Raw genomic sequence first — 24,230 nt, 5'->3', positions numbered from 1 at the left:
GCGCTCCCCGGCAAGAAACCGCGACCACGCACAAGGCGGTCGCGAAATGGCGTGCGGACGGGCATTCGGGCCCCTTGTTCTTCTAGTTCTGCCAGAACAATAGAGGTTAGGCCGCGACAGGCGCAAGCCCGGCCGCCTGGGCGTCGAGCAGGCGCATGAAGGCGCGCGCGGCGTTGGATAGCGTGCGCTCGGTATGCAGGATGTAGCCCAGCTGGCGGCTGAGCTGGATGTCCTGCAACGGCAGGCGGACGACGCTGTCGTCGAGCATGGTGCGTGGCAGCACGCTCCAGGCCAGGCCGATGGAAACCATCATCTTGATGGTCTCCATATAGTTGGTGCTCATGCCGATGTTCGGCGTCAGGCCCTCGGCCTCGAACATGCGCCGCACGATGTGGTGGGTGAAGGTGTTGCCGCCGGGGAATACCGCCGGGTGTCGCGCCACGTCGGCAAGGAACACCGGGCCTTGCACTGACAGCGGGTGCTCGGGGGCGGCGACGAAGTCCAGCGGGTCGTCCCACACCGGCACGGCGCGCACGGGTTCTGCGGTTTCCGGGGCGAGGGTGATCACGGCCAGCTCGGCGCGGCCGTGCAGGATCTCTTCGTAGGCCACTTCCGAGTCGCAGAATTGGATGTCCAGCGCCACCTGCGGGTGGGCCTTGGTGAAGGCGCGCAACAGTGGCGGCAAACGGTGCAGGCCGATGTGGTGACTGGTGGCCAGGACCAGCCGGCCGCTCACCTCACCATTGAGGTTGGTCAGGGCGCGGCGGGTGTCGTCCAGTACGCTGAGGATCTGGTAGGCGCGCGGCAACAGGGCGCGGCCGGATTCGGTCAGAGTCACCTCGCGGCCGACGCGGTCGAACAGGCGTACGCCCAGCTGGCTTTCCAGGGCGGCAATGCGCTTGCTCACCGCCGGCTGGGTCAGGTGCAGGCGCTCACCGGCTTCGGAGAAGCTGCCGGACTCGGCGATGGCGAGGAAGGTGTTGAGGCTGGTCAGATCCATGGCGACTCCCTGGGGGCTGGAAACGGCGCCCGACTCTTATAACGTACCCGTATTCCTTCTGGGAATCCTTTGAATAAAAAATATGAATTTGAGTTATTCGGTGCCTTTCCATAGGATCATCCCCACAAGCCCGAGGGGCATAGAAATACGCTGATGAGGATTCTCTGATGGCCGGCAAGACGCTCTACGACAAACTCTGGGAAATGCACGAGGTGAAGCGCCGTGACGATGGTTCGTCGCTCATCTACATCGACCGCCACATCCTCCACGAAGTGACCTCGCCGCAGGCCTTCGAGGGCCTGCGCCTGGCCGGCCGCAAGCCGTGGCGCATCGACGCGAACATCGCGACCCCGGACCACAACGTGCCGACCACCCAGGCCGAGCGCAAGGGCGGCCTTGCGGCCATCGCCGACGAAGTGTCGCGCATCCAGGTCCAGACCCTGGACGAGAACTGCGATGACTTCGGCATCCTCGAATTCAAGATGAACGACGTGCGCCAGGGCATCGTCCACGTGGTCGGTCCGGAGCAGGGCGCCACCCTGCCGGGTATGACCGTGGTCTGCGGCGACTCGCACACCTCGACCCACGGCGCCTTTGGCGCGCTGGCCCACGGCATCGGCACCTCTGAGGTGGAGCACGTGCTCGCCACGCAGTGCCTGGTCGCCAAGAAGATGAAGAACATGCAGGTTCGCGTGGAAGGCAAGCTGGCCTTCGGCGTGACCGCCAAGGACATCGTCCTCGCCGTGATCGGCAAGATCGGCACCGCAGGTGGCAACGGCCACGCGCTGGAGTTCGCCGGCAGCGCCATTCGCGACCTGTCCATGGAAGGCCGCATGACCATCTGTAACATGTCCATCGAAGCGGGCGCCCGCGTCGGCATGGTGGCGTGCGACGAGAAGACCGTCGAATACGTGAAGGGCCGTCCGTTCTCGCCGCAAGGCGGTGACTGGGACAAGGCCGTGGAAGCCTGGAGCGACCTGGTTTCCGACGCCGATGCGCACTTCGACACCGTCGTCGAGTTGCGTGCCGAGGACATCAAGCCGCAGGTCAGCTGGGGGACTTCCCCGGAGATGGTCCTGGCCGTCGACCAGAACGTGCCGGACCCGGCCGCCGAGGCCGATGCGGTCAAGCGCGACTCCATCGTCCGCGCCCTCAAGTACATGGGCCTGAGCGCCAACCAGGCGATTACCGATATCCAGCTGGACCGCGTGTTCATCGGCTCCTGCACCAACTCGCGCATCGAAGACCTGCGCGCCGCCGCTGCCGTGGCCAAGGGCCGCAAGGTCGCTACCACCGTCAAGCAGGCGCTGGTTGTCCCGGGCTCTGGTCTGGTGAAAGCCCAGGCCGAACAGGAAGGCCTGGACAAGATCTTCATCGAAGCCGGCTTCGAGTGGCGTGAACCGGGCTGCTCCATGTGCCTGGCGATGAACCCGGACCGCCTGGAAAGTGGCGAGCATTGCGCTTCCACTTCCAACCGCAACTTCGAAGGCCGCCAGGGCGCCGGTGGTCGTACCCACCTGGTGAGCCCGGCAATGGCCGCCGCAGCCGCGGTGACCGGTCGTTTCATCGACGTACGTGAATTGATGCAGGCCTGAGGAGACCGAACATGAAAGCCTTTACCCAGCACACCGGTCTCGTTGCGCCGCTCGACCGCGCCAACGTCGACACCGACCAGATCATCCCCAAGCAATTCCTCAAGTCGATCAAGCGCACCGGCTTCGGCCCGAATCTGTTCGACGAGTGGCGCTACCTCGACGTGGGCCAGCCGAACCAGGACAACTCCAAGCGTCCGGTGAACAAGGACTTCGTCCTCAACTTCCCGCGCTTCCAGGGTGCCAGCGTGTTGCTGGCCCGTGAGAACTTCGGTTGCGGCTCCTCCCGCGAGCACGCGCCGTGGGCGCTGGACGAGTACGGCTTCCGCACCGTGATCGCGCCGAGCTTCGCCGACATCTTCTTCAACAACAGCTTCAAGAACGGCCTGCTGCCGATCATTCTGAAGGATGAAGAAGTGGACGAGCTGTTCGCCCAGTGCGAAGCCACCGAGGGTTACCAACTGACCGTCGACCTCGCCGCGCAGACCGTGACCCGTCCGGACGGCAAGCAGTACAGCTTCGAAGTGGACGCGTTCCGCAAGCACTGCCTGCTCAACGGCCTGGACGACATCGGCCTGACCCTGCAGGACGCCGACGCCATCCGCAGTTTCGAAACCGGCTACAAGAAGAGCCAGCCCTGGTTGTTCCGCGACGCCTGACCGGCGTCGCATCACTCTGTAAGGAGAGCAGCATGACCGAGAGTCGCCACGAGCACGTGGTCCAGCGCCAGTTCGGCGCACAGGCCAACGCTTACCTGACCAGTACCGTGCACGCCCAGGGCGAGGAATTCGCCCAGCTGTGTGAGCGACTGTCGGCGACTACCGGTGCCCGTGTGCTGGACCTGGGGTGCGGGGCAGGGCACGTGAGCTTCAACGTCGCGCCGCTGGCCGGTGAGGTGGTGGCCTACGACCTGTCCCAGCAGATGCTCGACGTGGTGGCCTCGGCCGCCATCGAGCGTGGTCTGGGCAACATCTCCACCCGTTGTGGCGCTGCCGAGCAGCTGCCGTTCGAGGACGGCGAGTTCGACTTCGCCTTCAGTCGTTACTCCGCGCATCACTGGCGCGACGTCGGCCAGGCCCTGCGTGAAGTGCGCCGGGTGCTGAAGCCGCGCGGCGTGGCCTGTTTCATCGACGTGGCGGCGCCCGGCCTGCCGCTGCTCGATACCCACCTGCAAGCGGTGGAAGTGCTGCGCGACACCAGTCACGTGCGCGATTATTCGCCGTCCGAGTGGGCGCGCCTGCTCGGTGAGGCGGGGCTTGCGGTCACCGCCGCCAAGCGCCAGCGTCTGCGCCTGGAGTTCACCTCCTGGGTCGAGCGCATGCGTACGCCCGAGGTGATGCGCCAGGCCATTCGCGCCCTGCAGCTTTCGGTGGGTGACGAGGTGCGCGAATACTTCGAGATCGACGCCGAGGGCTCCTTCAGCACTGACGTGCTGATGCTCTGGGCGGAGCGCTGAACACTTTCTTGAGCGCCCCGGGTGGAACGAACCATCCGGGGCGATACGTTATTTGCCAAAGGATATAAACGATGAGCAAACAGATTCTGGTTCTTCCCGGCGACGGTATCGGCCCGGAGATCATGGCCGAAGCGATCAAGGTCCTGGAGCTGGCCAGCGACAAGTTCCAGCTGGGCTTCGAGCTGACCCAGGACGATCTGGGTGGCGCCGCCATCGACAAGTACGGCGTACCGCTGGCCGACGAGACCCTGGAGCGCGCGCGCAACTCCGACGCCATCCTGCTGGGCGCCGTGGGTGGCCCGAAGTGGGACAAGATCGAGCGTGACATCCGTCCGGAGCGCGGCCTGCTGAAGCTCCGCTCGCAGCTGGGCCTGTTCGGCAACCTGCGTCCGGCCATCCTCTATCCGCAACTGGCTGGCGCTTCCAGCCTGAAGCCGGAAGTGGTCGCCGGCCTGGATATCCTCATCGTCCGCGAACTGACCGGTGGCATCTACTTCGGCTCGCCCCGCGAGCAGCGCGTGCTGGAGAACGGCGAGCGCCAGGCCTACGACACCCTGCCGTACAGCGAAAGCGAAATCCGCCGCATTGCCCGCGTCGGCTTCGACATGGCCCGAGTGCGCGGCAAGAAGCTGTGCTCGGTGGACAAGGCCAACGTCCTGGCCTCCAGCCAGCTGTGGCGTGAAGTGGTCGAGGAAGTGGCCAAGGACTACCCGGACGTCGAGCTGTCGCACATGTACGTCGACAACGCCGCCATGCAACTGGTCCGCGCGCCCAAGCAGTTCGACGTGATGGTCACCGACAACATGTTCGGCGACATCCTGTCGGATGAGGCTTCCATGCTGACCGGCTCCATCGGCATGCTGCCTTCTGCGTCGCTGGATTCGAACAACAAGGGCATGTACGAGCCGTGCCACGGTTCCGCGCCGGACATCGCCGGCAAGGGCATCGCCAACCCGCTGGCGACCATCCTCTCGGTCTCGATGATGCTGCGTTACACCTTCAACGAAGGCGCCGCCGCCGACGCCATCGAGAAGGCGGTCAGCCTGGTGCTGGACCAGGGTCTGCGCACCGGCGACATCTGGTTGGAAGGCTGCACCAAGGTCGGTACCCGCGAAATGGGCGATGCGGTAGTCGCGGCTCTGCGGAATCTGTAATCTCTCCGGTTCGCTCGCTCCCGGCCCCATAGGAAAGCGGGAGCGACGGCCCTCTAAATATTTGAAGGTGTAGTAGCGATGAAGCGTGTAGGTCTGATCGGTTGGCGTGGCATGGTCGGTTCGGTGCTCATGCAGCGGATGCTGGAAGAGCGGGACTTCGACCTGATCGAGCCGGTGTTCTTCACCACCTCCAACGTGGGTGGCGAAGGTCCGTCCATTGGCAAGGACATTGCCCCCCTGAAAGACGCCTACAGCATCGAGGAACTGAAAACCCTCGACGTCATCCTGACCTGCCAGGGCGGCGACTACACCAACGAAGTCTTCCCCAAGCTGCGCGAAGCCGGCTGGCAAGGCTACTGGATCGACGCCGCTTCCAGCCTGCGCATGCAGGATGACGCGGTGATCGTCCTCGACCCGGTGAACCGCAAAGTCATCGACAACTCGCTGGACGCTGGCACCAAGAACTACATCGGCGGCAACTGCACCGTCAGCCTGATGCTGATGGCCCTGGGCGGCCTGTTCGAAGCCGGCCTGGTCGAGTGGATGAGCGCCATGACCTACCAGGCGGCCTCCGGCGCCGGCGCGCAGAACATGCGCGAGCTGATCAAGCAGATGGGCGCCATCAACGCTTCCGTCGCCGATGACCTGGCCAATCCGTCCAGCGCCATCCTCGACATCGACCGCAAGGTCGCCGAGGCCATCCGCAGCGACGCGATGCCCACCGAGAACTTCGGCGCGCCGCTGGCGGGCAGCCTGATCCCATGGATCGACAAGGAACTGCCCAACGGCCAGAGCCGCGAAGAGTGGAAAGGCCAGGCGGAAACCAACAAGATCCTCGGCCGCTTCAAGAGCCCGATCCCGGTGGACGGCATCTGCGTGCGCATCGGCGCCATGCGCTGCCACAGCCAGGCGCTGACCATCAAGCTGAACAAGGATGTGCCGATGGCCGATATCGAAGGCCTGATCAGCCAGCACAATCCCTGGGTCAAGCTGGTTCCCAACCAGCGCGACATCAGCATGCGCGAGCTGACCCCGGCCGCCGTCACCGGTACCCTGAGCGTTCCGGTCGGCCGCCTGCGCAAGCTCAACATGGGCTCGCAGTACCTGGGCGCCTTCACCGTGGGCGACCAGCTGCTGTGGGGCGCCGCCGAGCCGCTGCGCCGTATGCTGCGCATCCTGCTCGAGCGTTGATTCGCTCCCTGTGATCCCCGCGACGCCGGCCTTGTGCCGGCGTCGTGCTTTCCGTGACTAGTGATCTCCTGCACAAAACCGTTCGAAGTCCGCGGTCCTGGCGGGGTTCTCCGTTGATTTCGCGGTGTTCTGTGACGGACCCGTAAAAGCAGCCAGGAACCAGTCGCTATCCTCGCAGCCCAGGTTTCGGCGCGCCTTTTCGCGCCGGCCAATCGGATACTTGCTGCGGGGGAGAGGATGTCTCGGGTTCACGGATTCTTGTTGGCGGCGGCCATTGCCTCGGCCTTCCTTCCAGGCGCCGCCAATGCGCTGGAGCTGGGGGAGATTTCATCGCGCGCGGCCCTTGGGCAGACCTTGTCGGCGAACATCGATCTTCGCGGAGTGGGCGACCTGAATGCGGAGGAGGTGGTGGTCAGTCTCGCGTCCCAGCAGGATTTCGACCGCCTGGGTGTCGACCGCAGCCAGCTGGTGACCGGCCTGCGCTTCAGCTCTGACATCGGCAAGAATGGCCGTGGCGTCATCCACGTCACTTCGCAGCGTCCGATCCAGGAACCCTACGTCAATTTCGTCCTGCAGGTGGTTTGGCCGCAGGGGCGCGTGGTGCGTGAATTCACGCTGCTGCTCGATCCGCCGAGCTATGTCGCCACGCCGGTGACGCCGCCGGCGGCCATCGCGACCCGTCCGGTGCTCGCGCCGGCACGCCAGGTTGCACCGTCGCCGGTAACGGCGTCGTCGGCCGCAGCGGTTACGCGTGAATCGGCAGACAGCTACCGAATCCATCGCAACGATGCCCTGTGGGATATCGCCTCGCGCAATCGCCCGTCCTCCAGCGTGTCAGTGATGCAGACCATGCTGGCAATCCAGCAGTTGAACCCCGATGCCTTCGTCGATGGCAACGCCAATCGTTTGAAGGTCGGGCAGGTGCTGCGCCTGCCCGATGAACAGCAGGTGCGGGCGCAGAGCCATGCACAGGCTGTGGCGCACATCGAGACGCAGAACGGCGAGTGGCGTGCGCGCCGCCAGGCCGCGCTGCCGCAAGGTCGTCAGCTGGATGCGACGAAAAGGGCCGAGGCGGGAGCGGCGCCGGTCAGTGTCGAGGCGCGCGACAGCCTGCGCCTGCTGTCCGGGCATGCTGCCAGCAAGAAGGACAAGGCCGGCGCCGAGCAGCTCGCGGTCCTTCAGGAGGGGCTCGACAGCGCCCGTCGTGAGGGTGATGAAATGCGCAGCCGGGTCGCCGATCTGCAAAGCCAGATGGAGAAGCTGAACAAACTGGTCGAGCTGAAGGATGCGCAGATTGCCAGCCTGATCGCCCGGCTGGCGGAACAGGATCGCGCTGCCAAGCCCGCCGGGGCTGCCGTGGGCGCCGATCAGCCGACAGCACCTGGCGTGGCCCCTGCGCCGGTCCAGGGTGAGGTCGTGGTTAGCGCCCAGGCCACGGAAAACGCCGCACACCCTTAGTCCGTGCTGCGGCGATAGGCGGCGGGGCACTCGATTGCCTCGCCGTTGGGGGGCAAGTAAAGTGCTGCGCAGTTTTCCTCCCTGAATATCGCGAGACACTGGATGCCTGAAACCATCGATATCGCCGTAGTAGGCGCCACCGGACTTGTGGGCGAGGCGCTGGTCGAGCTGCTGGAGGAACGGGACTTTCCCGTAGGCACCCTGTATCTGCTCGCCACGGGCGAATCCGCCGGGAAGTCGGTGGCGTACCGTGGGCGCAACCTGCGCGTCGGCAAGCTGGCCGACTTCGACTTCGCCAAGGTCCGTCTGGCCTTCCTTTCCACCACCGCGGACGCCGCTCGCGAGTGCGCAAGCCAGGCCCTCTCGGCAGGGTGCAGCGTGATCGACCTGAGCGGCGCGGCGCTGGCCGAACAGTCCGCTGTCATGCTGCCTGCTGCCAATGGCGAGGCGCTGGAGCAGCTCAGCCTGCCGGTACGGATCGCCGCGCCCTGTGCGCCGGCCGCGGAAGTCGCCGAAGTGCTCGCGGCGCTGCGAGACGTGCTCCAAGTTCGCCAGTTGAGCGTCACCGCCTGCCTCTCCGCCTCGGTGCTGGGGCGCGAGGGGGTTCAGGAGCTGGCGCGCCAGACCGCTGAATTGCTCAATGCCCGTCCACTGGAGCCGAAGCTGGTTGATCGGCAATACGCATTCAACATGCTGGCCCAGGTCGGCGCCGTGGATGAGCAGGGGCATTCCGCCCTGGAGCGGCGCATGGCCGCGGAGCTGTCTGCGCTGTTTCCTGAGCTGGCGGGTACGCTGGATGTCACCTGCGCCATGGCGCCGGTTTTCTTCGGCGACACGCTGATGCTGTCGATCGCCACGGTCGCGCCGGTTTCGCTGGATGCGGTGGAGGCGGCCCTGGATAACGCGCCTGGTATCGAGTTGGTCGAAGACGATTACCCGACTGTCATCGGTGATGCACAGGGGCAGGATAGTGTTTACGTCGGTCGCCTACGTCTTGGTCTGACAGATTCGCACAAACTGAATTTGTGGATTGCGTCAGATAATGTGCGAAAAGGCGCAGCCCTAAATGCTGTGAACTTGGGCGAATTGTTGATAAAACACTATCTGTAAAAGATACTTACCGAATATTTGAAGAAGTATTCTAGCTTGGCAATACTGGCTGGGATTGACGCTGACAGGGGGAGGTCCAGCCGTGAAAACGGCGGACATCATGGGCAGCGGCAACCTGAATAGACCTCGTTCTAATCCAGAAAAAGCTATTAAAACAAGGGATTAAATTATGATCCGGCTTCGTAAACTGGTGCAGGCAATCGCGGCTGCTTCGGCATTGACCACGGGCATGGCGCATGCACTGGGGTTGGGAGACATCCACCTGCGTTCGGCTCTGAACCAGCCGCTGGATGCCGAGATCGACCTGGTCGAAGTTCGTGATCTTGCCCAGGGCGAGGTGATTCCCAAGCTGGCGTCGCCGGAAGACTTCAACAAGGCGGGCGTTGACCGCCAGTACTTCCTCACCGGCCTCAAGTTCACCCCGATCATCAAGCCGAACGGCAAGAGCGTCATTCGCGTGACCTCGGATCGTCCGGTCCAGGAGCCCTACCTGAACTTCCTGGTAGAAGTGCTCTGGCCCAACGGCCGGGTGCTGCGCGAATACACCGTGCTGCTCGACCCGCCGCTGTATTCCCCGCAGACCGCCGCGGCTGCCGCACCTCGTGCGCCCATGGCCGCGCCGGCGCCGATCGCCCGCCAGCCCGCACCGGTCGCGCCGCGTCCCGCTGCTGCGCCGTCCCCGCGCCCCGCTGCGGCAGCGGCACCGACTTCGCGTCGCCTGGAAGGCAACGAATACCGGACCGGCCGCAAAGACACCCTGTGGGAAATCGCAGCGCGCGCACGTCCGAACGGCAGCGTTTCGGTCCAGCAGACCATGCTGGCGATCCAGGACCTCAATCCCGATGCTTTTCTTGGCGGGAACATCAATCGCCTGAAGAGTGGCCAGGTGCTGCGCCTGCCCGATGCGGAGCAGATCAAGGCCCGCACGCAGCCCGATGCCGCCACCCAGGTCAATCAGCAATACGCCGCCTGGCGCGAAGGCCGCAGCCTGCCGGCCAGCGGCACCCGTCAGTTGGATGCCACGCCGCGCGCCAATGCCGGTGCAGCTCCGTCGACAGCCGAGGACAAGGACAGCCTGCACCTGGTCTCCGGCGAGAACGGCAAGGTCAAGGGCGGCGACAAGGGCAGCAAGGACGGCAAGGCGATTGCCGACAAGCTGGCCGTCACCCAGGAAAGCCTGGATACCACGCGCCGCGAGAATGACGAACTGCAGAGTCGCATGGGCGACCTGAAAAGCCAGATGGACAAGCTGCAGAAGCTCATCGAGCTGAAGGATGCCCAACTGGCGAAGTTGCAGAGCCAGCTTGGCAGCGCGCCGCAAGGCGCGGCCCAGGCACCGGTGGCCGATGCTGCTCCTGCTCCCGCTCCCGCTGCGCCTCAGTCGGCAGCTCCTGATCAGGCCGCTCAGTCCGTCGCACCTGTACAGCCGGCTCAGCCTGCCGAGCCTGCTCAGGCTGCTGCACCTGCCCAGCCGGCTGAACCCGCAGCGCCCGTAGCACCTGCCGCTTCCGAAGCCAGCGCACCTGCTGCTCCGGCTGCTCCTGCGGCACAGCCTGCTCCGGCTCCCGAGGCGGCCAAGCCCGTGGAGGCGCAGAAGGCCCCGGCACCTGCTCCGGCCCCGGCTCCGGTCGAACAGAGCGAGCCGAGCTTCATCGATGACCTCCTGGCCAACCCGCTGTGGCTGGGCGCCATCGCCGGTAGCGCCCTGCTGGCGCTGCTGGTAGTGCTGATGGTGGCTCGCCGCAAAGCCGCGGCCGCCAAGGAGCGCGAGCAACGGGATGCCGAGTCCGATGCGCACGAGCCCAGCCTGGGTGGCGCACTGGATCTGGGCGACTCTGATCTGGATTCCCTCGACGTGCCGCATGCCGCCGAAGTGGCCGCTCCGGCGGCGTCGGCTCCCGAGCGCGTCGCACCGCAGACCACCGATGCCCTGAGCGAAGCGGACATCTACATTGCCTACGGCCGCTTCAACCAGGCTGCCGAGCTCCTGCAGGGTGCCATCTACGACGAACCGCACCGCGCCGACCTGCGCCTCAAGCTGATGGAGGTGTATGCCGAGATCGGTGATCGCGAAGGTTTCGCCCGTCAGGAAAACGAATTGCGCGAGATGGGCGGCGCCGAAGGCCACGTGGAGCAGCTGAAGTCCCGTTATCCGGGCATGGTTGCGCTGGCGGCAGTGGGTGCTGCAGGTGTCGCAACCGCAGTGGCTGCCGAAGAGTTTGGCAGCTTCAGCCTCGATGACCTGCATGGGGATTCGCCGGCCCAGCCGGAACCTGCCGCCGAGTCTGCCCCGCTGGTGGGTGATCTCGATGATGCCTTCGACCTGGCGCTGGATGACCTCGAGCTGGAGGACGACAAGCCTGCGGCGCCGGTCGAGAGCAAGGACGACGAACTGTCGCTGGGCGATTTCGACCTGGATGATGACCTGGCGTTCGACGCGCCCGCTACCGAGCCGGTCAAGCCGGAAGATGACTTCGCCTTCGATCTCGACCTGGGCGAAGAACCGGCTGCCAAGCCTGCGGATGTTTCGCTGTCCGATAACCTGGCCGACTTTGCTCTCGATTTGGAAAAGGACGCCCCGTCGTCCGCTGAGGAAGACTTCCTGCTGGGGCTGGATGATGACGTGACGTCTCTGTCCGGTGTCAGCGCGGAGGAGTTCTCCCTCGACAAGGACACTGGCGTGAAGCAGTCGCTGGCCGATCTGCCGGATGATTTCGACCTGTCTCTGCCTGGCGAGGAATCCGAGCCGGTGAAGGCCGATGACGCATTCTCCGCTCAGCTCGACGAAGTGAGTGCCGAGCTGGATCGTCTGGCAGGTGACGTCGACGAGCCCAAGGCGTCGGAGCCTGCGCCGGAGGCCGCATTCGCGGCGAATGATCTTGAGCTGCCAGCCGACAGCGCCGATGAGGATGATGATTTCGACTTCCTCTCCGGTGCCGACGAGGCCGCCACCAAGCTCGATCTGGCGCGTGCCTACATCGACATGGGCGACACCGAAGGCGCCCGCGACATCCTCGACGAAGTGCTCACCGAGGGTAACGACAACCAGCAGCAGGAAGCGCGCGAACTGCTCGGGCGAATCGCCTGAGCCGGAAGGCTCCAGATAGATGAGTGAAGCTATACCCCAAGCGGCAGCCGAAGTGGCTGCCGCTGGCGTTTCCAGGATTGCCCTGGGCGTCGAATACAAAGGTGCGCGTTATCGCGGTTGGCAACGCCAGGAAGACGGCGTGCCTTCGGTGCAGGCCGCGCTGGAAAAAGCCCTGTCGAAAGTGGCCGACGGGCCCGTGTCCGTCCTCTGTGCCGGGCGCACCGATGCCGCAGTGCATGCCAGCGGCCAGGTCGTGCACTTCGACACGACTGTCGAGCGCCCGCTGAAAGCCTGGATCATGGGCAGCAATGCCAACCTGCCGGCCGACATCAGCGTGACCTGGGCGAAGGTGATGCCCGCGCATTTCCATGCGCGCTTCACCGCCATGGCGCGGCGTTACCGCTATGTGATCTACAACGACCAGATCCGCCCGGCGCACCAGTCCGAGGAGGTCACCTGGAACCACCGTCCGCTGGACGTTTCGCGCATGCGCGAAGCGGCGAAGGCGTTGGTCGGCACCCATGACTTCACCTCGTTCCGTGCCGTGCAGTGCCAGGCCAAATCGCCGGTAAAGACCGTGCATCACCTGGAGGTGATCGAGCATGGCCGCTTCATCGTCCTGGATATCCGCGCCAACGCATTCCTGCACCATATGGTGCGCAACTTCGCGGGCGTGCTGATGACCATCGGCGCCGGGGAGCGTCCGCTGGAGTGGGCTGCAGAAGTGCTGGCGGCGCGCGACCGGCGGGCCGGTGGCGTCACCGCGCACCCGTACGGGCTCTATCTGGTGCGCGTGGAGTACCCGGAGGAGTTCGAGTTGCCCGAGCGCTACCTGGGGCCACATTTCCTTTCAAGTTTGCCCGATATCCTTGGCTGACGATGCCAGGGGCATTTGCTACCATCGATCGATCACTTGCCTGAAGGTTACTGCATCTTGTCCGCCGTTCGCATCAAAATCTGCGGTATTACCCGTGTCGAGGATGCCCTCGCCGCCGCCGAGGCCGGCGCCGACGCGATCGGGCTGGTGTTCTACGCCAAGAGCCCGCGCGCAGTCAGCATCCAGCAGGCGCGGGCGATCATTGCTGCGTTGCCGCCCTTCGTCAGCACCGTCGGCCTGTTCGTCGATGCCAGTCGTTGCGAGTTGGGGGAGATCCTCGATGCGGTGCCGCTGGACGTCCTGCAGTTCCATGGTGACGAGACGCCTGAAGCCTGCTCCGGCTGGCACAAACGCTATCTTAAGGCCCTGCGCGTGAAGCCGGGTGACGATGTGGCGGCGCAGATCGCGAAGTACCCGCAGGCCAGCGGTTTCCTGCTGGATACCTACGTGGAAGGCGTGCCCGGCGGAACCGGCCAGGCGTTCGACTGGTCACTGGTGCCGAAAAGCGTGGATCGACCGCTGATCCTGGCGGGTGGGCTGACGCCCGAGAACGTGGCTGATGCCATCGTTCAGGTGCGTCCCTACGCGGTGGATGTCAGTGGCGGTGTGGAAGCCAGCAAGGGCATCAAGGACGCGCAGAAGATCCGCGACTTCATCGCTCAATGCCGGTCGGTGGCGTGATGCGGAATCTTCATGTGACGACGAGCGAGCTGCCGCCGTCCACTACCCAATCGCTGCCTGGCAGCGCTGGGAGTCGTCGGTGCAAGCCGCTGGCGCCCCGTATCGAGTGGTGTATTCATGGCGACGCTTCCGGCGGCGCCTGTGTTTGCGAGGGGTTCGGGTCTTGAGGCCGGAACCGCGACGATGAATTTGCTCAGGGACACGCGCGTGGCTTCAGGCCGTGCCCCTGCACTGGAGACGAGAGCATGAGCAACTGGCTGGTAGACAAGCTGATCCCTTCCATCATGCGTTCCGAGGCGAAGAAGAGCTCGGTTCCGGAAGGCCTGTGGCACAAGTGCCCGTCCTGCGAAGCGGTGCTGTACCGTCCCGAGCTGGAAAAGACCCTGGACGTCTGCCCGAAGTGCGATCACCACATGCGCATCGGCGCCCGTGCCCGCCTGGACATCTTCCTTGATGCCGACGGCCGCGCAGAACTCGGCGCCGAGCTGGAGCCGGTGGATCGTCTGAAGTTCCGCGACAGCAAGAAGTACAAGGACCGCCTGACCGCCGCGCAGAAAGACACTGGCGAGAAGGACGCGCTGATCTCCATGAGTGGCAAGCTGATGGGCATGCCGGTAGTGGCCAGTGCCTTCGAGTTCTCCTTCATGGGCGGCTCCATGGGCTCCATCGTCGGCGAGCGCTTCGTGCGTGCCGCCAACTACGCGCTGGAAAACCGTTGCCCGATGATTTGCTTCTCCGCCTCGGGCGGTGCGCGCATGCAGGAAGCCCTGATCTCCCTGATGCAGATGGCCAAGACCTCCGCCGCGCTGGCCCGTCTGCGCGAAGAGGGTATTCCGTTCATTTCCGTGCTGACCGACCCGGTCTATGGCGGCGTGTCCGCCAGTCTGGCGATGCTTGGCGATGTGATCGTCGGCGAGCCGCGCGCCCTGATCGGCTTCGCCGGCCCGCGCGTGATCGAGCAGACCGTGCGCGAGAAGCTGCCTGAAGGCTTCCAGCGCAGTGAGTTCCTGCTGGAGCACGGCGCCATCGACATGATCATTCACCGCTCCGAAATGCGCGAGCGGCTGGCCAAGCTGCTGGCCAAGTTCACCCACACTCCAAGTGCCGCCCTCGCAGGATGACCCAACGTACCCTTGCCGACTGGCTCAGCTATCTCGAACAACTCCACCCCACGGCAATCGACATGGGGCTGGACCGCTCCCGTGAGGTAGCCGGCCGGCTTGGGCTGGGGCGTCCCGCGCCCCGCGTGGTGACCGTCACCGGCACCAACGGCAAGGGTTCCACCTGCGCCTTCCTCGCCGCCCTGCTCGGCGAGCAGGGCCTGCGGGTCGGCGTGTACAGCTCGCCGCACCTGCTGCGCTACAACGAGCGCGTGCTCATCGAAAGTGTCGAAGCCAGCGATGAAGCGCTCTGTGAGGCCTTCGCCGCCGTCGAGGCGGCGCGTGGCGAAATCTCCCTGACCTACTTCGAAATGGGCACCCTCGCGGCCTTCTGGCTGTTCGAGCGCGCCGGCCTCGATGCCGTGGTGCTGGAAGTCGGTCTCGGCGGCCGCCTGGATGCGGTGAACCTGGTCGGCTCCGATGTCGCCGTGGTCACCAGCATCGGTATCGATCACGCCGACTGGCTGGGCGACACCCGCGAAAGCGTGGCCTTCGAGAAGGCTGGTATCTTCCGCGCCGGCAAGCCTGCCGTGTGTGGCGACCTGGAGCCGCCAGCGCCGATCATGGAGCAGGCGCGCAAGCTCGGATCGCCGCTGGTCTTGCGCGGTCGCGATTTCGACCTGGCGCTGGGTGAGGGCGACTGGCATTGGCGCGGTCGCAACGCCGCCGGGGAGGCTTTGGCGCTGCATAACCTGCCGCAACTCGATCTGCCGATGGAGAACGCGGCGCTGGCCTTGCAGGTCTATGCGCTGATGGACATGCCATGGCAGCCGGAGCAACTGGTCGCCGCCTTGCAGCGCACCCACGTCACCGGGCGCCTGGATCGTCGCACGGTGCACTGGCAGGGTGAAGAGCGCCATCTGCTGCTGGATGTGGGGCACAATCCGCATGCCGCGCAGTACCTGGCCGGTCGCCTGCGTGCGGCGCCGCCAAAGGGCCTGCGTCGTGCCGTGTTCGGCCTGCTGGCGGACAAGGATCTGGACGGCGTACTGGAACCCGTGCTCGGCTTGGTGCAGGATTGGGCCGTCGCGCCGCTGCCCACTGGTCGCAGTCGGCCGGCAGAAGAGCTGGAAGCTGCGCTGCGTGCCCGTGGCGCAAGCGTCAGTCGTCACGCGGACATCGCCGCGGCGCTCGAAGCGCAATGCAATGCGGCTTCGGCGGATGACGAAATTCTGGTGTTCGGTTCGTTCTACAGCGTGGCGGATGCCCTGGAGTGGCTCGTCAGGGCTGCTCGATAAGGAAAAGGGGAGTGATTCATGGCCTTGCTCGATAAGGGGCTCAAGCAGCGGGTTGTCGGTGCGCTGGTATTGCTGGCGCTGGCCATCATCTTCCTGCCGATGCTGTTTACCCGCGAGGACGAGATGCGTCAGGTCGTGGTCGAGGCGCCGGTAATGCCCAAGCCGCCGGCCATGCCCAGCGTCGAGGTACAGCCCACCGAGGTGCCTGAGCCTCAGGCGGAAGACGCGGAGGCCGCGGAACAGCCAGCTGTCACTGCTGCGCCGTCGACTCCTGCGCCGTCTATCCCCGTACCAACGGCTCCGGCCCAGTCGGCAGCTCCAGCGCCCAAGCCTGCCGCCCCGGCGCCTCAGCCGGTACAGACCCAGGCCAGCACTGCGCCGAAAGCGCCCGCGTCGGCTCCAGTCCCGGCTCCAGCCCAACGCCTGGATGCCAGCAACCTGCCGGTCAGCTGGTCGGTGCAGTTGGCCAGCCTGTCCAACCGTGCTCGTGCTGACGAGCTGCAGAAGCAGCTGCGCAGCCAGGGTTACAACGCCTATGTGCGCAGCTTCGACGGCATGAACCGTGTGTTCGTAGGTCCGGTGGTGGAGCGCGCCGAGGCCGATCGCCTGCGCGACCAGCTGGGCAAGCAGCAAAAGCTCAACGGTTTCGTCGTGCGCTTCCAGCCTGAGCGCGGCTGAGCCGCTTCGTTAGCCTGACTCAATCAGCCCCAAGTCAAACTGGGGCTCCGCTAAATCGAAGGCCTCTGCTAAAATGCGGGGCCTTTCCGTTTCTGGGCCGCAACGTGGCATTTACCTGGGTCGATTGGACGATGATCGGCATCATCGTCATTTCCAGCCTGATCAGCTTGAGTCGTGGCTTCGTCAAGGAAGCCCTGTCGCTGGTCACCTGGATCGTAGCCGGTGCGGTCGCCTGGATGTTCGGCGGCGCGCTGGCCGAGCATCTCGCACCCTACATTCAGCTGCCCTCGGGGCGCGTCATCGCCGCTTGCGCCATTCTTTTCGTCATCACGCTGCTGCTGGGCGCACTCGTCAATTTCCTCATCAGCGAGCTGGTGCGGGTGACCGGCATGTCCGGCACCGACCGCGTGCTCGGCATGGTTTTCGGTGGCGCTCGTGGCGTGCTGCTGGTGGTGCTGCTGGTCGGCCTGCTGAGCCTTGCTCCGGTGCAACAGGACCCGTGGTGGCAGCAATCGGTGCTGCTGCCACACTTCCTGATCGTCGCCGACTGGTCGAAGAACACCATTCTGACTTTTGCCGGGCACTGGATGTCCGGCGTTACCATTGCTCCGCCGTCCGGAGTGGGTACTTTGCTGCCGGCCCAGTGACGGGCGGGTGGAGGCGACGGGAAGCCGTCGCCGCAACGGCAGGTCCGGTGGATACTGCCGAGTAACGGATTGTTTTAGCCTGAAACCAACTAGGGGTTGCGTCGCATGTGTGGCATCGTCGGTATCGTGGGCAAGTCGAACGTCAATCAGGCGCTCTATGACGCGCTCACCGTTCTCCAGCATCGTGGCCAGGACGCTGCGGGGATCGTCACCTGTCAGGATGACCGCCTGTACCTGCGCAAGGACAACGGCCTGGTCCGTGACGTCTTCCAGCAGCGTCACATGCAGCGCCTGGTCGGCAAGATCGGTATTGGCCACGTGCGCTACCCGACCGCGGGCAGCTCCAGCTCTGCCGAGGCGCAGCCGTTCTACGTGAACTCGCCTTACGGCATCACCCTGGCGCACAACGGCAACCTGACCAACGTCGAGCAGCTGGCCAAGGAAATCTACGAATCCGACCTGCGCCACGTGAACACCAACTCCGACTCGGAAGTGTTGCTCAACGTGTTCGCCCATGAGCTGGCGGTGCGCAACAAGCTGCAGCCCACCGAGGAAGACGTCTTCGCCGCTGTGGCTGGCGTGCATGCCCGCTGCGTCGGTGGCTACGCCGTGGTGGCGATGATCACCGGCTACGGCATCGTCGGCTTCCGCGACCCCCATGCGATCCGCCCGATCGTCTTCGGCCAGCGCCACACCGAGAACGGCGTGGAATACATGATCGCCTCGGAAAGCGTGGCCCTGGACGTTCTCGGCTTCACCCTGATCCGCGACCTGGCGCCGGGCGAAGCGGTGTACATCACCGAAGACGGCAAGCTGTTCACCCGCCAGTGCGCGGCCAACCCGCAGTACGCCCCGTGCATCTTCGAGCACGTCTACCTGGCGCGTCCGGACTCGATCATGGACGGCATCTCGGTCTACAAGGCGCGCCTGCGCATGGGCGAGAAGCTGGCCGACAAGATCATGCGCGAGCGTCCGGATCACGACATCGACGTGGTCATCCCGATCCCGGACACCAGCCGTACCGCCGCGCTGGAGCTGGCCAACCGCCTGGGCGTGAAGTTCCGCGAAGGCTTCGTGAAGAACCGCTACATCGGCCGTACCTTCATCATGCCCGGCCAGGCCGCGCGCAAGAAGTCGGTTCGCCAGAAGCTCAATGCCATCGAGCTGGAATTCCGCGGCAAGAACGTGATGCTGGTGGACGACTCCATCGTCCGTGGCACCACCTGCAAGCAGATCATCCAGATGGCCCGTGAGGCCGGCGCGAAGAACGTCTACTTCTGCTCCGCCGCCCCAGCCGTGCGTTACCCCAACGTCTATGGCATCGACATGCCGAGCGCCCACGAGCTGATCGCCCACAACCGCAGCACCGAAGAGGTCTGCGAGCTGATCGGCGCCGACTGGCTGGTGTATCAGGACCTGCAGGACCTGATCGAATCCACCGAGGGCGGCAAGATCAAGATCGAGCACTTCGACTGCGCCGTGTTCAACGGTGAATACGTCACCGGTGACGTCGACGAAGCCTATCTGAACAAGATCGAGCAGGCGCGCAACGACGCGACCAAGACCAAGGGTGCCGCGGTAAGCGCCATCATCGATCTGTACAACGACTGACTGATTCAGAAACGAATAGGGGAGAGCAGGGCATGGCTCAGGATTGGGAAGCCGGTCGGCTGGACAGCGATCTGGAGGGCGTCGGTTTCGATACCCTCGCGGTGCGCGCCGGCCAGCGTCGCACCCCGGAGGCTGAACACGGCGAAGGCCTGTTCACCACCTCCAGCTACGTGTTCCGTAGCGCCGCCGATGCGGCCGCGCGTTTCGCCGGTGAAGTGCCGGGCAACGTCTACTCGCGCTACACCAACCCCACGGTGCGTACCTTCGAGGAGCGCATCGCCGCGCTGGAAGGCGCCGAGCAGGCGGTGGCCACCTCCACCGGCATGTCGGCGATCCTTTCCCTGGTGATGAGCCTGTGCAGTGCCGGCGACCACGTGCTGGTCTCCCGCAGCGTGTTCGGCTCGACCATCAGCCTGTTCGAGAAGTACTTCAAGCGCTTCGGCATCCAGGTGGACTACCCGCCGCTGAGTGACCTGAAGGCCTGGGAAGCGGCCTGCAAGCCGAACACCAAGCTGTTCTTCGTCGAGTCGCCGTCCAACCCGCTGGCCGAGTTGGTGGATATCGCTGCGCTGGCCGATATCGCCCACGCCAAGGGCGCGCTGCTGGCGGTGGACAACTGCTTCTGCACCCCGGCGCTGCAGCAGCCGCTGAAGCTGGGCGCGGATGTGGTGATCCACTCGGCGACCAAGTACATCGACGGCCAGGGTCGTACCATGGGCGGCGTTGTCGCCGGTCGCCGCGCGCAGATGGAGCCCGTTGTCGGCTTCCTGCGTACCGCCGGCCCGACCCTGAGCCCGTTCAACGCCTGGATCTTCATCAAGGGTCTGGAAACTCTGCGCGTGCGCATGCAGGCCCACAGTGCCTCGGCCCAGCAGGTCGCCGAGTGGCTGGAGCAGCAGCCGGGCGTGGAGCGCGTGTACTACGCGGGCCTGCCGAGCCATCCGCAGCACGAGCTGGCCAAGCGTCAGCAGAAGGGCTTCGGCGCGGTGGTGAGCTTCGAGGTGAAGGGCGACAAGGCAGCAGCCTGGCGCTGCATCGATGCCACCCGGATGATCTCCATCACCACCAACCTGGGTGACACCAAGACCACCATCGCGCACCCGGCGACCACCTCCCACGGGCGCCTGTCGCCGCAGGAGCGCGAGAACGCCGGTATCCGTGACAACCTGATCCGCGTTGCCGTGGGCCTGGAGGATGTCGCCGACATCACGGCCGACCTGGCGCGGGGTCTGGCTGCCCTGTGAGCGCGACTGATATCTTCGGTAACGGCCGCGTCGCCCTGGTGACGGGTGCGGCGCGCGGCATCGGCCTGGGCGTCAGCGCCTGGCTGATCGCCGAGGGCTGGCAGGTGGTGCTGGCGGACATCGATCGCGAGCGCGGGCCGAAAGTGGCCCAGGCGTTGGGCGAGCGAGCCGGCTTCGTGGCGCTGGACGTGGCCAACGAGGCGCAGGTGGCAGCGGCGGTCGCCGAGGTGATCGGCCAGTACGGTCGCCTCGATGCGGTGGTGAGCAACGCTGCCATCTCCCGTCCGCACAATACGCCACTGGAAGGCCTGGGCCTGAACGAGTGGAACCGCTCCCTGGCAGTGAACCTCACCGGCCCGATGCTGCTGGCCAAGCACTCGGCTCCGTACCTGCGTGCGCACAACGGCTGCATCGTCAACATCGCGTCGACCCGGGCCCACCAGTCCGAGCCGAACTCCGAAGCCTACGCCGCGAGCAAGGGTGGGCTGTTGTCGCTGACCCATGCCCTGGCCAGCAGCCTGGGGCCGGACATTCGCGTCAACGCCATTTCCCCCGGCTGGATCGATGCCCGCGACCTGCGTGCCCGCGAAGCCGAGCCGCTCACTGAACTGGACCATGACCAGCACCTGGTCGGCCGGGTCGGGACGGTGGAGGATGTCGCAGCGGCGGTCTCCTGGCTGATCGGCGAAAGCGCCGGCTTCGTCACTGGCCAAGAGCTGGTGATCGACGGTGGCATGGCGTGCAAGATGATCTACCTCGACTGAGTGTCGGGTGTGGAAGAGGAGGGCGGCCTGAGGGCCGCCCTTTTTCTTTTCCGGCCGCTTCGGGCGTTTGGCAGCTCGCGAGCGCCGAAGCTCAGTTGTAGGAGCGGGCCATGCCCGCGATCGCGCGCATGGCCCGCTCCTACAGGTTGGCACCATGCTTCGCTGCAAGGAGAGTTTCGCGGGCAAGATCCGCTCCTGCGAAAACAGAGTCTCCCTGAAGCGATCTAGCTCGTGAACCTGAGGTCGCTGACAGCGCGCCGAACTTTTTTCGAGGAAAATGAAAAAAATTTCAATCAGGGCATTGACTTAGGATCTGCCGACTGTAGAATGCGCCCCACTTCGAGACGAAGGGTGATTAGCTCAGCTGGGAGAGCATCTGCCTTACAAGCAGAGGGTCGGCGGTTCGATCCCGTCATCACCCACCACTCTCGCAAGTTACGCGCAGCGGTAGTTCAGTCGGTTAGAATACCGGCCTGTCACGCCGGGGGTCGCGGGTTCGAGTCCCGTCCGCTGCGCCATTTTCCCCCTCCTTGGTTCCTACCCCGAACCAGCTTGTAGAGCGAATAGCTCCAGGCACAAGGAGGTTGCTTTACCGGACGCAAGTCCAACCGACACGCAGCGGTAGTTCAGTCGGTTAGAATACCGGCCTGTCACGCCGGGGGTCGCGGGTTCGAGTCCCGTCCGCTGCGCCATATTCGAAAACCCTCAGGTAGCAATACCTGAGGGTTTTTTCGTTGTGCCTCGGAAAACTCCCTTCCTCCCATTCCCGTTTCTGTAAGGTCCTGTCACAGCTCGGTCACCTCCTGCCTCTAGGTTTATCCTGCGCCTTTTACTAAAACCGGATCGAACGGTCAGGAGACAGCCAATGGACGACTATAAGGAAGAACTGCTGGAACTGCACGCTGAGCAGGACGATGCGCCGGAGTGCGCCGATGACGCCACGGAGATGTGATCAGGCGCTGTGGCGCTGGGCGCGGCGGAATTCGCCCGGGGTCTGCCCGCTCCAGCGCTTGAAAGCGCGCTGGAATGCCTCGGCCGAGGCGAAGCCGAGCAGGTAAGCGATTTCGCCGAAGGCGAGGTCCGTGTCGCGGATGTAGATCATCGCCAGGTCGCGGCGGGTGTCGTTGAGGATGCTGCGGAACTGCGTGCCTTCTTCGGCCAGTTTGCGGCGCAATGTCCAGGTCGGCAGTTTCAGGCGTGCGGCGACTTCCTCCAGGTCCGGTTCGCGACCGTTGAGCATCGGGCCCAGCAGCTGGGCGACGCGTTCGCGCAGGCTGCGGGTGCGGGTCAACTGCTCAAGTTCCTTCTCGCAGATTTCCAGCAATTGCCGCCAGGTGCTCGGACAGTGGTCCGGGTTGCTGCGCGCAAGCGCTGCCTGATCCAGGCGCAATTGGTTGTGCTCCGCGCCGAACTCCACCGGGCAGCCCAGCATTTCCTCGAAGCGCGACGCCCAGGTGGGCGCCGGATACTCGATCTCGATCTTCTCCGGTCGCAACGGTTGCGCGCCGATGCTGCCGAGCATGCTCACCCAGCCAGCCAGCACCGAGTCCACCACGAAGCGGTTGTAGGCGTTGTACGGGCTGATGGAGTAAAAGCGCAGCCAGGCACCGCTGGCGTCCTCGATGAAGCTGCTCTGGCCTCGATAGTTCTGCGCGTAGAGCGGCTCGAAGCGGATCAGCGCGCGGGCTGCGGCGCGCAGGTTGGGTGCCTGCGCGGCGGTGACACCGGCAAGGCCGCTCTGGCCCGGTCGGCTCAACTGGCCCATGCGCAGGCCCAGGGCGGGGTCGCCGCTCTGCTGGATGGCGGCGTGGCCCAGGCGCATGTAGCGGGGGATCGACAGGCGTGCGCCGGGTTCACCGAGGCGCGCGTTATCCAGGCCGTATTGCTCCAGCAGCGGCTGCGGGGCGACGCCGCTTTCCGCCAGGGCGTCGGCGAGGCTGTGTACGAAGCCCACCGACAGGTCGCCCAGACGCATGGTTGGGCGGGTCATAGCCAGAGATTGATCAGGCGCGCGCCGGGGCCTTCGGGCGCCAGGGTATGGCTGTCGCCGCTGACCACCAGGCTGCGGCCGTCGCTGCCCAGGTCCCAGAGGTGGCCGCGGAGGAACACGGTGATGCCGGCATGGGCGCCGCTTTCGCTAATGCGTCCGGCCAGCGCCAGGCGCTCCCAGGCTTCGCCCTCGGTCAGTTGGCCGGGCTTGAGGGTGACATCGGTGGGTGTGGGGGCGCCGTTGTAGCCCTTCCACGGCTTGCTCCAGTTGCCATTGCCCGTGAGGAACGCCGGCACCGCGATGAAGTCAGGCTTGTTCGCCGCCAGCGCGGTGTAGCCGGCGGGATACCAGCTGTCGGCGCAGATCAGTACGCCCAGACGTCCAGCCGGGGTCTGCAGGACCTGAAGATCGTTGGCATCGCTGCCGCGGGTGAAGCCTTTCTCCTCGTCGATGGGGAACAGCTTGCGCTGCGGCTCGCCCAGCGGCAGGCCGTTGCTGCCAAAGACCTGGCTGACGTTGTAGAGGCGGCCATTGCCGGTGCGGATCTGGCCCTCGACGATCTGCGGATTGGGCAGCACGATGGAGCCGGCGACTATGGTCACGCCGAACTCCCTGGCCAGACCGCCGAAGAGCATTTGATAGTCGTGGGCCATGTCCACCGCCTTCATGCGGAACAGGGCGTCGGCCATGCGGTCCTCACTCTTGGCGCCGAGCCAGCCGCGTGCCACTTTCAGCGGGTTGCTGGCGACCATCCACTCCATGGCTTCGGCCAGGTGTTCGGTCTGGTAGACCTCGGGCTTCTCGCCAGCGGCTACCAGCCAGGTGCCGATGTGTTCGGGGAAGACCACCACGGTGCGGGCATTGATCAGCCCTTCGTCGCGGGCCTTGGCCAGGTAGGCGTGGAATTTCAGGCGTAGTCGCTCGACGCTCTGGTAGTCCTGGGTGAAGAGCTCCGGTTGTACACCCAGCAGGTTGCCGCGCTCGGAGGGTTCGCCCTGGTTGAGCGCGACCTGGCTGCGCAGGTCGGAGAGGTAGTGGCCCACCGGGCGACGCTCCGCCCAGCCGGCATAGCCGGCAAACAGGATAACCAGGATGAGGAAGATCAGCTTGCGCATGGGGAACGAGTACTCGGTAGATGCTCCACAGGGTAGGGGTTAGGTCGTTCGTTGCCAAGTCGCCGTGTCATCTTCGATCAGTAAGTTGTTACTTTTGATCATTGAGTGGGGCGGGGTGGCTCCTTAGAGTCTGCCTCATACCGACCGCACCCCGTGCCTCCCGTTCCATGAGCGCG

General features: G+C 65.1%; 20 protein-coding genes and 3 tRNA genes. 20 read left to right on the top strand and 3 right to left on the bottom strand.

What is annotated here, in order from left to right; genetic code table 11:
- Nucleotides 1-106: 106 nt before the first annotated feature.
- Nucleotides 107-1,000 carry a LysR family transcriptional regulator gene (locus GA645_RS19775; RefSeq protein WP_152224669.1) on the bottom strand — a complete coding sequence of 298 codons (894 nt, stop codon included), beginning with the start codon at nt 998-1,000 and terminating at the stop codon, nt 107-109.
- A 167-nt stretch (nt 1,001-1,167) separates the two neighbouring features.
- On the opposite strand from GA645_RS19775, the gene leuC reads away from it, so the two are divergent.
- The 20 genes from leuC to GA645_RS19675 all read left to right on the top strand — a co-directional run bounded on the left by leuC (nt 1,168) and on the right by GA645_RS19675 (nt 21,641).
- Entirely contained in the window at nt 1,168-2,595 is a 1,428-nt protein-coding gene (gene leuC, locus GA645_RS19770) for a 3-isopropylmalate dehydratase large subunit (protein ID WP_152224668.1), read from the top strand.
- A gap of 11 nt (nt 2,596-2,606) precedes the next feature.
- Nucleotides 2,607-3,251, top strand: a complete 645-nt coding sequence (gene leuD / locus GA645_RS19765; RefSeq protein WP_152224667.1) for a 3-isopropylmalate dehydratase small subunit — start codon at nt 2,607-2,609, stop codon at nt 3,249-3,251.
- A 32-nt stretch (nt 3,252-3,283) separates the two neighbouring features.
- Nucleotides 3,284-4,048 carry a class I SAM-dependent methyltransferase gene (locus GA645_RS19760; RefSeq protein ID WP_152224666.1) on the top strand — a complete coding sequence of 255 codons (765 nt, stop codon included), beginning with the start codon at nt 3,284-3,286 and terminating at the stop codon, nt 4,046-4,048.
- 71 nt (nt 4,049-4,119) lie between these two features.
- Complete coding sequence (leuB, locus tag GA645_RS19755) at nt 4,120-5,202, top strand: 3-isopropylmalate dehydrogenase (RefSeq protein WP_152224665.1); 1,083 nt, start codon at nt 4,120-4,122, stop codon at nt 5,200-5,202.
- A 78-nt stretch (nt 5,203-5,280) separates the two neighbouring features.
- Entirely contained in the window at nt 5,281-6,393 is a 1,113-nt protein-coding gene (asd, locus tag GA645_RS19750) for an aspartate-semialdehyde dehydrogenase (RefSeq protein ID WP_152224664.1), read from the top strand.
- A 261-nt stretch (nt 6,394-6,654) separates the two neighbouring features.
- Nucleotides 6,655-7,851 carry a FimV family protein gene (locus tag GA645_RS19745; RefSeq protein ID WP_152224663.1) on the top strand — a complete coding sequence of 399 codons (1,197 nt, stop codon included), beginning with the start codon at nt 6,655-6,657 and terminating at the stop codon, nt 7,849-7,851.
- A gap of 102 nt (nt 7,852-7,953) precedes the next feature.
- A complete protein-coding gene (locus tag GA645_RS19740; protein ID WP_152224662.1) occupies nt 7,954-8,961 on the top strand; it encodes an aspartate-semialdehyde dehydrogenase in 1,008 nt (335 codons plus the stop codon).
- Nucleotides 8,962-9,130: 169 nt separating this feature from the next.
- Nucleotides 9,131-12,049 carry a FimV/HubP family polar landmark protein gene (locus GA645_RS19735; protein WP_152224661.1) on the top strand — a complete coding sequence of 973 codons (2,919 nt, stop codon included), beginning with the start codon at nt 9,131-9,133 and terminating at the stop codon, nt 12,047-12,049.
- Between the two features lie 19 nt (nt 12,050-12,068).
- A complete protein-coding gene (gene truA / locus GA645_RS19730) occupies nt 12,069-12,926 on the top strand; it encodes a tRNA pseudouridine(38-40) synthase TruA (RefSeq protein WP_152224660.1) in 858 nt (285 codons plus the stop codon).
- 57 nt (nt 12,927-12,983) lie between these two features.
- A complete protein-coding gene (locus GA645_RS19725) occupies nt 12,984-13,607 on the top strand; it encodes a phosphoribosylanthranilate isomerase (RefSeq protein WP_152224659.1) in 624 nt (207 codons plus the stop codon).
- A gap of 245 nt (nt 13,608-13,852) precedes the next feature.
- On the top strand, nt 13,853-14,728 hold the full coding sequence (accD, locus tag GA645_RS19720) for an acetyl-CoA carboxylase, carboxyltransferase subunit beta (RefSeq protein ID WP_152224658.1): 876 nt from the start codon (nt 13,853-13,855) through the stop codon (nt 14,726-14,728).
- Nucleotides 14,725-16,005: a bifunctional tetrahydrofolate synthase/dihydrofolate synthase gene (gene folC, locus GA645_RS19715; protein WP_152224657.1), complete on the top strand. Its 1,281-nt coding sequence runs from the start codon at nt 14,725-14,727 to the stop codon at nt 16,003-16,005. Before accD ends, folC begins: the two co-directional genes overlap by 4 nt.
- 18 nt (nt 16,006-16,023) lie before the next feature.
- Nucleotides 16,024-16,683 carry an SPOR domain-containing protein gene (locus GA645_RS19710; RefSeq protein ID WP_152224656.1) on the top strand — a complete coding sequence of 220 codons (660 nt, stop codon included), beginning with the start codon at nt 16,024-16,026 and terminating at the stop codon, nt 16,681-16,683.
- Between the two features lie 104 nt (nt 16,684-16,787).
- Nucleotides 16,788-17,330 (top strand): CvpA family protein, encoded by a 543-nt coding sequence (locus GA645_RS19705; protein ID WP_152224655.1) that lies wholly within the window; start codon nt 16,788-16,790, stop codon nt 17,328-17,330.
- 105 nt (nt 17,331-17,435) lie between these two features.
- Complete coding sequence (gene purF, locus GA645_RS19700) at nt 17,436-18,941, top strand: amidophosphoribosyltransferase (RefSeq protein ID WP_152224654.1); 1,506 nt, start codon at nt 17,436-17,438, stop codon at nt 18,939-18,941.
- 32 nt (nt 18,942-18,973) lie between these two features.
- Nucleotides 18,974-20,185: an O-succinylhomoserine sulfhydrylase gene (locus GA645_RS19695; RefSeq protein WP_152224653.1), complete on the top strand. Its 1,212-nt coding sequence runs from the start codon at nt 18,974-18,976 to the stop codon at nt 20,183-20,185.
- Nucleotides 20,182-20,949 (top strand): SDR family oxidoreductase, encoded by a 768-nt coding sequence (locus tag GA645_RS19690; RefSeq protein ID WP_152224652.1) that lies wholly within the window; start codon nt 20,182-20,184, stop codon nt 20,947-20,949. The genes GA645_RS19695 and GA645_RS19690 overlap by 4 nt, the downstream gene beginning before the upstream one ends.
- Before the next feature lie 349 nt (nt 20,950-21,298).
- Nucleotides 21,299-21,374, top strand: a tRNA-Val gene (locus tag GA645_RS19685).
- 16 nt (nt 21,375-21,390) lie between these two features.
- Nucleotides 21,391-21,467, top strand: a tRNA-Asp gene (locus GA645_RS19680).
- 97 nt (nt 21,468-21,564) lie between these two features.
- Nucleotides 21,565-21,641, top strand: a tRNA-Asp gene (locus GA645_RS19675).
- A gap of 260 nt (nt 21,642-21,901) precedes the next feature.
- On the opposite strand, the gene GA645_RS19670 is transcribed toward GA645_RS19675, so the two are convergent.
- Nucleotides 21,902-22,939 (bottom strand): AraC family transcriptional regulator, encoded by a 1,038-nt coding sequence (locus GA645_RS19670; protein WP_152224651.1) that lies wholly within the window; start codon nt 22,937-22,939, stop codon nt 21,902-21,904.
- Nucleotides 22,936-24,054 carry a carbon-nitrogen hydrolase family protein gene (locus GA645_RS19665; protein WP_152224650.1) on the bottom strand — a complete coding sequence of 373 codons (1,119 nt, stop codon included), beginning with the start codon at nt 24,052-24,054 and terminating at the stop codon, nt 22,936-22,938. Before GA645_RS19665 ends, GA645_RS19670 begins: the two co-directional genes overlap by 4 nt.
- Between the last annotated feature and the right edge of the window lie 176 nt (nt 24,055-24,230).

It is taken from the genome of Pseudomonas sp. SCB32 (assembly GCF_009189165.1).
Classification (GTDB): domain Bacteria; phylum Pseudomonadota; class Gammaproteobacteria; order Pseudomonadales; family Pseudomonadaceae; genus Pseudomonas.
Note: the sequence above shows the minus strand (reverse complement) of the source record. Positions and strands in the feature narration are given on the sequence as shown.